Here is a 12,553-nt window from a genome sequence, read left to right as displayed (position 1 = left end):
AGGTCTTCCGTTCCCGCCGGACCAGTTTCTGAATCGGGTCTTATCTGCCAGCAGGTCGGCTGATTCTTTGGTCTACAACAGGAGTGCTTCCCTCGTGTAGCCGGTAGAAAGTATCAGCGGGTAGATCGTGGAACGTCTGTGTGGTCCCGTCCGGCCAATGCACCTTTACTTCCGTCATTCTGGCGGCCGAACCCAGGCCGAAATGCAGGCGAAGATCGCTTTGCGATAGGTAGCTGCTGCCGCTGAGCACCTCACTCATTTGCGTCACTCCATTCGAAGTCACCCATACTCTCGCATTCAGAGCGAGGCGGTTCGAGGGCGATCCCTCGAGCTGGAAGCTAACCCAGTGATTCGCGGGATTCGGTCTCGTTTCGAGGATCATCGGTCCCCCGGTCAAGTTTTCGATGACGACGTCGAGCCGTCCGTCATTGAAGAGATCACCGACCGCAAGACCACGGCTAACTTGAGGGATGCTCAGGGCCTTGCCAGCTTCTGGGCTGATATCACGGAACGTTCCGTCGCCGTTGTTCCAGAAGAGCAGTTTAGGCTCCCGGTAGGTGATGCCCAGCTTGCCCTCATCCAGTTGCGGGTAAACGTGGCCATTGACCATGATGAAGTCGAGCAACCCTCGATTATCGGTATCGAGAAACGCGTCGCCCCAACCCACGTAGAGTCCTGTCGGTTGCGCAATGTGGGCAATGTGGGCGACGTCGGTGAAATTCAGCGCGCCATCGTTGCGAAAGAGAATTGTGTACTCCTCACTGAAGTGGGTAATCGCGATGCTCTGCCGACCGGTGCGCGTGTAATCTCCGAGCGCAACCCCCATATTGGCTTGTTCGTTGCCGTCTTCGCTCAGCGCAACGCCGGCGTCTTCAGCGATATCTTTGAAGTGACCATTTCCTTCGTTGTGATAGAGGTAGTTCGGTTCACCATCGTTAGCTACAAAAAGATCGAGCTTGCCGTCTCCGTCAAAATCGGACCAAACGCCTTGTAGTCCAAAGTACTTCTGCGGGTCATCAACTCCTGCTTTCGCACTAACATCCGTGAAGGTGCCGTCGCCGTTGTTGCGATATAAGGAATCAGATGATCCCTTGAGACCACGTGGGCCGCACTGCACGGCTATCGCGTGATAGGTGCAGGTACGATCCTTGCCGAAGACGGGAAGATTGTTCAGGTCGAGATCGACATAGTGTGGCACGAAGAGGTCGACGAAACCGTCGTTGTCGTAATCGCCGAAGGTAAGGCCGGTGGCCCAACCATGATCTCGGTCGAGACCGGATTTCTTTGTCACGTTGGTAAAGGTACCGTCGTGATTGTTGTGATAGAGAACTACACCGTTGAAGCAACTGACAGCGAGGTCAGGCCATCCGTCATTGTCGAAGTCACCAACGGCAACGCCCATGGCCCAACAGGGATAGCCGACGCCTGCCTTGTCGGTCACGTCAGTGAATGTGCCATCGTGGTTGTTGTGATAGAGAGCGCTGCGCGCGGGTGTGCCTGCCTTGTGCATGGCGACACTCGGTGCATTTGTGAAGTAGAGGTCAGGATAGCCGTCGTTGTCGTAGTCGATGATGGCAACGCCGCCGCTCATCGATTCAACGATGTACCGGGCCTCGGGGCTGGAAAGGTGGTTGAAATGAATGCCCGTTGCGGCGGTGATGTCGACGATGTGAGCCGTCTCCATCTTCTCGGCGGGCGCTTTCCCGTTCTGCGCGCAACCATACGGGACACAGATCAAAAGTGCGGCTATAAACACCGAAAGAGACCTATCTACTGACATCCTTACCTTGTGGAGAGTCGAGCCGCATGGTGTCGTAGACATTGCGGAGATTGTCTTTCATTGTCTTCAGGCTTTGATACTGTGCGAGCTCGCGCTTGGCATCATCAGGCCGATGCAGCCGACGATACACGACACTGAGCCGGAAGTGGGCAAGCATGCTCATGGGGTCATTATTGATTGCCTGCTGGAGCAGTGGAACCGCCTCGTCCGAATGGCCAGTCTCGCTGAGCTCATAGGCGAGGCCGACTTCTGCGTCTGTGTAGTTAGGTTGCGCCGCAAGTGCCTGCTTGTAACGTGCGATGGCCGTTGTATGATCCTCCGTCTCGCCTGCGATGTCGCCAAGCCTTGTGAGCGATGCGGCGTCGTTGGGCTGGTACTGGATAGCGAGCTTGTATTGCTCGGCGGCCTCCGCTTTGTCGGCGGGAACCGTGGAAAGGCGTAGCAACTCCGCGAGTTCGTAATGTGCGCCGGGAAGCGCCGGGTTGATCTTGAGCGCCTCGCGCAAGTTTTCGACGGCGGCCTTGTTGTCACGCTCGCGAATGAGGACGTGGGCCATGGCCTGATGCATCTGTGCGGAATGCGGAGCTGCAATAGAGAGGTCGAGCACGGCTTCATCGGCGAGGTCCGAATAGACGCTCCACGCAGCGAAGAGAACCTCGGGGTCTTGTGGGAAATCCTTCTTCATCTGCGCGGCCACATCTGCAGCGGCCGGCAGATCATTTAGCGCGGTATCAATCTCGATGATCTCGAGACCTGCTTGCTGACGGACCTTGGGATCGGTGATCTGAGGAAGCGCAGCGACAAGGTCGTGGCGCGCATCTTCGAGATGGCCCTGGCGGTGCTCGGATGTGCCGAGCAGCATGCGTAGTTTCGCGAGGGTAGGATCGATGGTGAGCGCGGCGCGCAAGTGAGGCTCGGCCTCATCTGGCTTACCCGCGAAAAAAAGCAGGACGCCCAGGTTGGCCTGAGCATCGAGATTTTGCGGGTCAGCCTCCAGAACCGCGGAGAACTCAGGGATCGCCAAGTCAGGCCTTTTGTCGCGGAGATATGCGTCGGCCTTCTGCTGATGCACACGCGTTTGTTCGGAGGCGGTAGAGGTGGAGGGCTGCTGGAGGGCGCCAGAACGCGTCGCAACGACTGCCAAAAGAAGCGGGGCCAATAGAAACTTAGTTTGCGAACGCATTGCCGGATGCTCCATCCGGTCGTAAAGAGGGGATCGCCGGAAAAGAAATGGGGACAGCGCCGATCCTCCGGTCGCCATCCCCAGTTGTTTATCAGAACGTGATCTTCCCGTACAACTGCATTGCTCTGCCGCCGATGGTGACGCTGTTGATTACGGCCGCTTGAGTCTCGTCAGTGGCCGGAACGCCCGAGATCTGATTGTTACCAGTCTGCCCGAAGCTAGGATGGTTCAGCACGTTGAAGGCATCCGCACGGATCTCCAACTTAACGCCCCGGTCCGGATACAGATCGAACGTCTTTCCGAGTGAGGCATTCATGACTTGGAGAGGCGGTCCCGTGATGATGTTCCTGCGGAAGTTACCGTAGGTTGCCGGGGCGGGAAGTGTCAGCGCGTCCGTGTTGTACCACTCCTTCAAGCGAGAGTACACGCTTCCACCCTTATGCCAGTCCCCGACCAGATTCGCAAACTGCGTATAACTACCGGACTGGTTATACGAGTTGTTGTAATTTCCTGTCGTTACACCCATAGGATTGCCGTCTTGAATAACGAAGGAACTGGAAACGCGCCAACCCCCGAGAACCTCGTCCAAGACCCAATTGTTGTTTAGGAACTGCTGCCCTTTGCCGAAGGGAAGCGTGTAGATGACATTGCCTTTGAAGGCGTTTCTTACGTCGAAGTTCGAATTGCTGTAGTTCTGGTGGATATCATATGCGTTCTGGTAATTCTGGTAGCCTTCGCGGCTGCCCCATCCAGACGAATCCATATCACTCAGGAAGTGAGACCACACGTAGTTGACCTGGAAGTCAAGGCCATGGCTCATCCTCTTCTTCAAGACAGCCTGCATAGCGTTGTAGTTCGAAATTGCGTTATTGGTGCTGCCGGTGATGGTGCCGTAAATGGGATAAGGCTCTGATGTCTGGTCATTCGGAGCGAGCTTGCTCTGAGGCACCTGGTTGATATCGATCCCTGAGGTATTCAGGTTCGTTCCGTGATTTCCGACATACGCAAGACTCGTGGCCCAGCTGTTGCCAAACTGCCGCTCGAGCGAAAGAGTCCACTGATAGTTCGTAGGTACCGGCGTGTGGTACTGGGTGTAACCAACGTTCTGATGGCCGGCATTTCTGGCATCCGGTGCGGTGGGTGAGTTGAGATACTGCGAGTTGACGCTGACGCTGTTGAACGTGCCTGTGCCGCATCCAGGATCGGTTGTGTCAGGCGTGCTTCCGGTGCCGCTGAACTGCACGACCGGGCAGATACCGTTGGTGGAATCGTTGACGTTGCCGCTGCTGCCGAACTCGCCGCCCATGCCGCCGCCGTAGGTGTCCTCGCTGAGTTGGGCCGAGTAGATACCGAAGGCGCCGCGAAGTACGGTGTTCGACATCGCCTGCCAGCTAAAACCAACGCGCGGAAGCCAGATGTTGTACTGCGGCGCGACGAGTTGAGTACGCCCATTTGCTTTAGTTGTCCCGTACCAGATCGCGCCCAGAGTGTTCGTGCCTGGATTAAGGACGGTGGGGTCCCACGTAGATTCGTTGCCCTTGACCTCAGACCATCCCGTATTCCCCTCCCAGCGCAGACCAGCGTTTACGGTGAGCTTCGGAGTCACCTTGATGTCGTCCTGGACGAAGAGCTGTGGGCTCTTCTGTCGCGCGCCAAACTCCGGCGTTACGCCCGCACTCCAGCTCTGGGATTGGCCGAGCAGGAAGTCCGCATAGCCAAAGCCGGAGGCGTAGGGCGTACAACCGGTACACGGTTTCAGTGACGTCTGACCGTTGATGGAGGTGTAGTGGCCGTTAAAGGATAAGGAACCGGCGTTGATATTTCCCCAGGCTGTGGAGTCGGCACGGCTGATCAGGAACTCCCCTCCGAAGTGCAAAATATGCTTGCCGTGGATGAGCGTAACTACGTCCGAGGGATCGAAGACGAACTCCTTATAGACCGAGTTGCTCTGCGATCCAAGCGTGTAGTAGCTCGAAATCGTGGTGTTGGGGAAGTTATCGGCCTTCGCGAATTGCCAGGCCAGTTTGCTGGGATAGCCTTGTCCGATCGTGTATGGCGTGAAAAAGTTGAGCTGATCGGTGAAGCCAAAACGCGCCTCATTCTGGAAGTGGGCACTGAACGTATGCACATCTGAGATCTGCGCATTGTTGCGGCCAACATCGCCATTCTGGCATTGAATCGGACAAATGCCTTGGTTGAGATAGGTGGCCGGGTTGTCGCTCTCCGTCTCGGAGATCGTCAACCGGTTCGACGTAGAAATGTCATAGTCCAAACGTCCGAAGAACTTCGTGAACGGATTTGAGCTCGGAACGTTGTAGAAGAAGTTGTTGATGGCCACACCATTGCTGATCGTTGGATTGCTGACGTTGGCCTTGGGATAGTAAGCCTGAACTTTTGCGGACACAGGGTCGATCAGAGCAGCAGGGATCGCGTTCACCCCATACTCCGACAGGAAGGTCTTGCGAATCACGCACGGGCAGTTTTGCGTGTAATTCCCGTCTGGGGTCACGTAGGTGTAGGTGCCGGTCTGCTGAATTGTCTGCGTCGTGGGGTCGTAGAGGGTTGGAATGCCGGTTGCGCTGAAGTTTCCTGATTGCACAGTCGGATCAGGCACAGTTTCAAAACCGTTCGACGCTCCACCATGATCGATGGTCTTATCAAAATCGAAGAAGAAAAATACCTTATGGGGCCACACAAAGCCCCCGACGTTGAAACCGAAGTTGTTGTAGCGAAGGAACGGCACCGATCCCTTCTGGCCGAAGGCGTAAGGAGCCGCATTCAGCGCATTGTTCTGGAAGTATTCGTAGCCGGCGCCGTGGAAGCGATCCGTGCCGCCTTTGGTGATCTGGTTGTAGACAACGTTTCCGACACCGTACTGTGCGGAGAAGCCGCTGTCGCTGATCTTTACCTCGGCCGTCGTTTCGAAGATCGTAACGTCGGAGTTTGTGCTCATGGGCAACGTTGTTGTCGCGCCATCAGACAGGTAGGTTTCAAATGGCAGGTTGCCGTTGATGGAGGTCTGCCCTCCATTTGGTTGGACGGCCGTGCTGCTGTTCTCCGGCGTTCCTGTTGCACCCGGCTGCAGCCAGATGAAGTTCTCCCAGTCCGCACCGACCTGCGGCAGCTCCGACATCGTTTGCGCCGTCAAGGTCTGCTCCTGCGCGCCCTCCTCTGTGTTCAGCAACGGCACGTCGGTGGTGACCTCGACCCGTTCGTTGGTCGTGCCCACCTTCATTTGCGCATTGATGCCCTGAACGCCCACCTCGACGGTGATCGGGCCACGGACCAGGACGTCGAAGCCCTGTTTGGTGAAGGTGATCTTGTAATGATCGGGAACGATGGATCCGGTGTCGTACAGGCCGGCGCTATCCGTTGTATAGGTCTTCGTTACGTCCTTATCGACGTCGGTGACGGTGACGGTGGTTCCGGGAATGACTGCCCCAGTCGTGTCCGTTACTGTTCCGCGAATATCGCCGGAGTTAGTGTTCTGTGCGTCTGCTGGAGATGTAACTCCCGTGCATAGCAGCGCGAGCAGCGCGCACGCGGTCGCAGGTAGTGTCCGCCTCATGTAACCTCCTCAGAACTGCAGCTGTTTCGTTTGTTCGCATCGTAGATCCCAGGAAAATGTCCCGGTTTGCACGAAGACAAACGTTCGTCTTTCTTGACGTTCCGCATTCGAATTGAAGAGTGGAGCAAATGTCAAGCGCGATTTTTCCAGAGTCGCCCGCAGAACGGTCGGCCCACGAGTTGGAAGACAAAGGTTTGTCTTAAGGGCGAGAGATGCGGTCTGACAAGTTTCGGCACCCGTGCCTCGGCAGGTACCAGCCAGCAGGCGCTTGTTTTATGTGCAAATGGAAAAATAGCTAGACAAGCGATTGACTAGCCGCTAAACAGGATTGAGAATCAGGCGATCGATTCGGGAGTTTAACGTGCTTCGTCTCCATCCGATCTCACTTTTCAAGCATCGGCCCTCGCCGCTGTGGATCTCGGTCGCTCTCCTGGCGTTGGTGGGGCGAGGTGTTCTGCCTGCCCAAAAACTGGAAACGTGGTTGTCAACGGCCGATCGCACCAGCCTGGTCGCCCCGCAGCCGATAAGCCACTTCCATCGCGCCGGTACACCGAAGAATGTGATCCGAGTGGACGACTCGATCAGCTACCAGAGCATCGACGGGTTCGGGCATGCAGTCACCGGAGGCACAGCGCAGCTCATGATCAAGATGTCGCACGACGCGCGGCATGCACTTCTCGAGGACCTGTTCGGGCACGGGCCAGGGCAGCGCAACATGAGCTACATCCGGGTCAGCATAGGTGCTTCCGACATGAATGAGTCTGTCTACACCTACGACGATCTTCCCGATGGATCAACCGATCCGACTCTCTCCCACTTCTCGCTTGCGCCAGACGAGACGTACGTCATCCCCGTAGTCAAAGAGATTATTGCGATCCATCCTGGCATTCGCATTCTCGCCTCTCCATGGACACCGCCGAGCTGGATGAAGGACAACGGCAAACCGAAGGGCGGTACGCTGCTGCAGGAAGACTACGAAGTCTACGCTTCGTACCTCGTGAAGTATCTCCAGGAAATGAAGCTTCTCGGCATTCCAATTACGACGCTTACTGTCCAGAATGAGCCGGAGAACCCGAAGAACACGCCCAGCATGGTGCTCACTGCGGAGCAGGAAGCGCGTTTTATCGGGAAGTATCTCGGTCCCGCGATGGTGCGAGCCAATCTACACACGGAGATTGTTGCGTTCGATCACAACTGCGACCATCCGCAGTACCCGATCACCGTCCTGAGCGACAGCGATGCCGGCAAGTTCACGGGCGGCTCGGGGTTCCACTTATATCTGGGGAATATCACAGCGCTCTCCGTCGTCCACAATGCATTTCCGAATAAGGACATCTTCTTCACGGAACAATTGGTGATCCCTCATCGCAATGCAACGAACTTCGGCATCGCGGAACCAGCGGCCCGCGTCATGATTGGTGCCACGACAAACTGGGCGCGAAACGTGCTGCTGTGGAACCTTGCCGCCGACCCGGAGAACGGTCCACACACCAACGATGGAGGATGTCCCGTGTGTTCCGGCGCGATCACTCTGGACGGGGACAAGGTCACCCGGAATCTGGCGTACTACGTGACTGCGCACTTTACGCAGTTTGTGCCTCCCGGCAGCGTTCGTGTCAGGTCGGACTCCGAAGGTCTGGATCTGCCGCAGGTCGCATTCCGTACGCCTCATGGTAGACATGTACTCGTCGTTAGCAATACGGGTGCCGTCGACGAGCAATTCTGGATTGGGTACAAGCAAAAGTTCTCCGAAGTGAAGCTCCCCGCCGGCGGGGTCGCGACGTACGCGTGGTGACCATCTGTCATAAACCGAAGCGAGGTCCTGCGACGGCGCCAACCTTTGAGTAATCGCTGGAGAGAAAGAGATGATCACCGCAAGAATCCGATGTGACTATCTACTCATTGCTGCATTGCTGAACCTGATTACCTGGGGGGCCATCGCCCAGAAGGGCGACGGTTCAGACGCTGAGATGCATCGTTTCGTGAGCGGCTTGATGGCGCGGATGACGCTCGAGGAAAAAATCGGGCAAATGTCACAGATCGCGCAGCACGTACCCCCCCTCATTCCGCATGAGGAGAGCATTCGGCGCGAGCAGGTCGGCTCCTTCTTATTCGTGCGCGATGCGAACGAGATCAATCGGCTCCAGCACATTGCAGTAGATGAGACACGACTGCACATCCCGCTGCTATTTGGGTTCGATGTCGTCCACGGATACCGCACGATCTATCCCGTTCCTCTTGCGTTGGCGGCTTCATGGGACCCATCGCTGGTGGAATCGGTGCAACACATGGCGGCGGGTGAAGCTGCTTCCGTTGGCATCCGCTGGACCTTTGCGCCTATGGTGGACATTGCCCGTGACGCTCGGTGGGGTCGCATCATGGAAGGAGCGGGTGAGGATCCTTACCTTGGTGAGCGAATGGCGGAAGCTCAGGTGCGTGGCTTTCAAGGATCCACACTCGGTGCTCCGGACAGCATACTCGCGTGTGTAAAGCATTTTGCCGGCTATGGTGCAGCGGCAGGTGGCAGGGATTATGACGAGGTGGACGTCAGCGACAATCTGCTCTGGAATCTCTATCTGCCTCCATTTCACGCTGCAGAAAAGGCTCACGCGGCAACATTTATGGCGGCTTACATGAATTTCAACGGAGTGCCCGCCAGCGCAAACGGCTTTCTGCTGCATGATGTTCTGCGTCAGGACTGGGGCTTCCAGGGACTTGTGGTCAGCGACTGGGAGACCATCGCAAACCTCACGACGCACGGTTTCGCCGCCAACGATGCAGACGCCGCTGCGCGTGCCGTAAATGCCGGTGTTGACATGGAGATGACCTCCCATCTTTATCTGCAGAATCTCGCTGCAGATGTTAGAGCCGGTAAAGTGCCCAGCTCTACGATTGATGATTCGGTGCGGCGCATTCTTGAAGCAAAGTACAAACTCGGTCTCTTCACTAACCCGTACGCGCCCGAAGGCGCCGCAGAACATGAGTTGATCTCGGCGGAGCAGCGCCAAGCAGCCCGACGCGCTGCAGAGCGGGCCGCTGTTCTCCTGAGAAACGACAACGATCTGCTTCCGCTGAATCGATCCTCGCTTCACTCACTCGCAGTCGTCGGTGCGCTGGCAGACTCGAAAGCAGACACGATGGGTTCCTGGAGCCTTGCGGGTCACTACGACGACACAGTCACCATCCTCGAAGGCATCCGCGCCAAACTGGGCCGTTCGGTCGATGTGCGATTCGCACGCGGTGTCGAGCTCGATCGCGGTAGTGAATCCATCTTTGATCCGCAGTTCGCCAGCCCGAAACCAAGGCTGCTTACGCAACAGCAAAGAGATGCCGCGTTCGCTCAAGCCATAGACACCATCAAGCACAGCGACGCTGCCGTGCTGGTTATGGGTGAGTTGCAAAGCATGAATGGAGAGCGCGCCTCCCGTCAGTCGCTCGATCTGCCAGGTGATCAGGAATGGTTGCTCGAAGCTGCAGTGGCGACCGGCAAACCTGTTGTCTTGGTGCTGCTGAGTGGCCGGCCTCTCACCATCGACTGGGCCGCCACACATGTTCCTGCGATTCTCGACATGTGGTACCCCGGCACTGAAGGGGGCAACGCAGTCGCCGATTTGCTTTTTGGGGATGCGGATCCAGGTGGCAAGCTGCCAATCACCTGGCCGCGCAGCGTGGGGCAGGAACCGCTCTACTACAATCCCACATTGAGTCAGATTCCAACCGATCGCGACACCATGTATTGGGATGGCTCCAATGCGCCGCTCTATCCCTTCGGTTATGGTTTGAGCTATTCCCGAATTTCGATCAACGACCTCAATCTCTCGAGCGACAGGCTGCAGCCTGGAGGGATACTATCGGCCACTGTAACCATGGCAAATACCAGCCATCGCGACGGCGACCAGGTGGTGGAGCTCTATGTGCACCAGCGTGCGGGAAGTTCAGCGCGGCCTGTGCGCGAGCTCAAGGGGTTCCAGCGCGTCAGCATTAAGGCGGGACAAAGCCGCATGGTCACGATTCCCTTGCACGCAGAAGATCTCCGCTACTGGAGCGCCGAAACACGAAAATGGGAAGAGGGGTCGGGAACCTTTGATATGTGGGTAGGTGATTCCTCGACCGCCACCGAACACGCGACATTCGTGGAAGAACCGTAGAACATCTTCGATCGGCCTTTGTAGCTTGGATTGGCCGTCACTTAGACGTCTGGGGCATCGGAAATTCTGTCAGTTTTGGATCGACTCTGTGCGGCGCACATTGGGTTGCATCGCCGGCATCGTCGACGATGTGGCGTATTCCACCATGTGTGAGCAGGCAGACCGTAATCATGTGATGAAGCCGTACCTGCGGTGTTTGCGGCACTTCAATCGCATGCGAGATAAAGACGTCGGGATACGTGAACACGCTATAGACACCGAGGCCCCACGCCTCATGCTTCTTTACGGTGTCAGCGACCTTGTAGGATGCCCATCCGTCGACATCCCGTACACTCGTGTAAGCGGCTTGGTTCGGAGGATCGTAGGGAATCTCCGATTGATAAAAATAGGTCCTCCCGCCGTCGCCGTTCCACAACACTTGGAACTGCTCGTGATGCTCTACGAATAGCCCATAGATCGTCACATCATTGCCGTTGACGACAATGCCGTTGTCACTCAGGTTCTTGTCCCAGCCAACTCCGTTGCCATGGTCCGCGCGCCAGATCCACGTATGGTCGACGATTGTTCCACTGCTGTTGATCTCAAGATTAATTCTGGTTTTACCTACACCTGCTCCGCCGACGCGGAAGAAAACGTCCTGGATTGCAATCGGATGCTCATGATGATCGCGCGTACTGCCTCGAGGTCCAACTTGTACCAACACCGTTGACTGTTTCTCGCCCGCGTCGATTAGGAGGCCAGTCAGTACGATCCCATCCGCATCTGAGGTTTCTATCGCAGCCGTTCCGTGTACTGGTTTGAGCGTCGCGAATCCCAGACCCATCAGAACAGTATTTGGGCGACTGACGCGCACTGGTTCGTCCAGTTCGTAAAGCCCCGGGACGAACAGAATATTCATCCCTTTGGCGAGTTGCGTGTTCAGCGTCTCTGCTGTATCTCTGCCCGGATGAGCCAGATACACATTGCGAAACGGGATCGTTCTTGCGGGAGCTCGAACGTTATGGCTCCAGCTCGTCCCGGAAGTATCGCGCTGCAGCTGTGGAACGACAATGCTCCAGTGCTGCGCATCCGGAGCAACAATGTAGGGCTTTTCAAGCTCAAGTGGAGTCTTCTCCACCTTTGTGAATGTACGCTCCGGCCACTCACCCGCCGGCGCTTGAGGAACGCCCACAAAGACCATGTTCCAGTTTGAACCGGTCCAGTTCTTCCACTCGCTATTGCGCGAGATCCACTGCTGCTGCGGGCCGCTGTCCACAGTGCCATCCACCAATGTGTCGGACATCCATCCGCCAGAAGCCCACCCATTCTGGTGCAGTACCAGATTTCCGAGCACGTGCAGGCGTCGCATCGGCACCGCCTGTGACACCGCCCAGCGCATCGTCCCTCCTTCCGGCGTGACCGCGAAGTTCTCGGCTGAGCGCCAGAAGGTCGTCGTCGCATTATTGTTGCGTGCCGCAGCATCAACATGAATGTTGCCGATCAGATGGGTAGCGTCCGGCGTCTGTCCGAGGCCTGCGACCTCTGTATAGAAACCAATCGGAATGTCTACGTGGTAATCGCCGGGCAAGAAAAGAAACGCATGTCTGTCGCTGCCGAATTCGCTGTGCTGCTCAATCGCATACACCTTGTCGATCTCTTGTTGCATCAGACTCACCGGCGTATCCGGCGAAAAGACATTCACATTCGGACCGAAATCCGGGATCTGTGCGAGGGCGGTTCCGGAAAGGCAGAGTATTCCGAAGGAGACGATCAATTTCATCGCACACAAAACTACCATCAAACCGTGTGGCTGCGCTGCAGATCGACGGCCATTCGCAGTGGCGCACTTGAGCGGGCGGGAAAGAGGACGCCTAGCCCCGATGAGAGCCAGGACC

The 12,553-nt window shown here is 56.7% G+C and carries 6 protein-coding genes; 2 read left to right on the top strand and 4 right to left on the bottom strand.

What is annotated here, in order from left to right; translation table 11 throughout:
* Window positions 1-40 precede the first annotated feature (40 nt).
* The 3 genes from VGU25_17250 to VGU25_17240 all read right to left on the bottom strand — a co-directional run bounded on the left by VGU25_17250 (window position 41) and on the right by VGU25_17240 (window position 6,531).
* Window positions 41-1,684 carry a CRTAC1 family protein gene (locus VGU25_17250; GenBank protein ID HEV2578956.1) on the bottom strand — a complete coding sequence of 548 codons (1,644 nt, stop codon included), beginning with the start codon at window positions 1,682-1,684 and terminating at the stop codon, window positions 41-43.
* Between the two features lie 82 nt (window positions 1,685-1,766).
* Window positions 1,767-2,963 carry a tetratricopeptide repeat protein gene (locus VGU25_17245; GenBank protein HEV2578955.1) on the bottom strand — a complete coding sequence of 399 codons (1,197 nt, stop codon included), beginning with the start codon at window positions 2,961-2,963 and terminating at the stop codon, window positions 1,767-1,769.
* Window positions 2,964-3,054: 91 nt separating this feature from the next.
* On the bottom strand, window positions 3,055-6,531 hold the full coding sequence (locus tag VGU25_17240; GenBank protein HEV2578954.1) for a TonB-dependent receptor: 3,477 nt from the start codon (window positions 6,529-6,531) through the stop codon (window positions 3,055-3,057).
* A 481-nt stretch (window positions 6,532-7,012) separates the two neighbouring features.
* Between VGU25_17240 and VGU25_17235 the strand changes: the two genes are divergently transcribed.
* Both VGU25_17235 and bglX read left to right on the top strand, forming a co-directional pair.
* On the top strand, window positions 7,013-8,326 hold the full coding sequence (locus VGU25_17235; protein HEV2578953.1) for a glycoside hydrolase family 30 beta sandwich domain-containing protein: 1,314 nt from the start codon (window positions 7,013-7,015) through the stop codon (window positions 8,324-8,326).
* 70 nt (window positions 8,327-8,396) lie between these two features.
* Complete coding sequence (gene bglX, locus VGU25_17230) at window positions 8,397-10,679, top strand: beta-glucosidase BglX (GenBank protein HEV2578952.1); 2,283 nt, start codon at window positions 8,397-8,399, stop codon at window positions 10,677-10,679.
* Window positions 10,680-10,716: 37 nt separating this feature from the next.
* Here bglX and VGU25_17225 read toward each other — a convergent pair whose 3' ends face one another.
* Entirely contained in the window at window positions 10,717-12,438 is a 1,722-nt protein-coding gene (locus VGU25_17225; GenBank protein HEV2578951.1) for a coagulation factor 5/8 type domain-containing protein, read from the bottom strand.
* Between the last annotated feature and the right edge of the window lie 115 nt (window positions 12,439-12,553).

Source organism: Acidobacteriaceae bacterium (assembly GCA_035944135.1).
GTDB lineage: Bacteria > Acidobacteriota > Terriglobia > Terriglobales > Acidobacteriaceae > Granulicella.
Note: the sequence above shows the minus strand (reverse complement) of the source record. Positions and strands in the feature narration are given on the sequence as shown.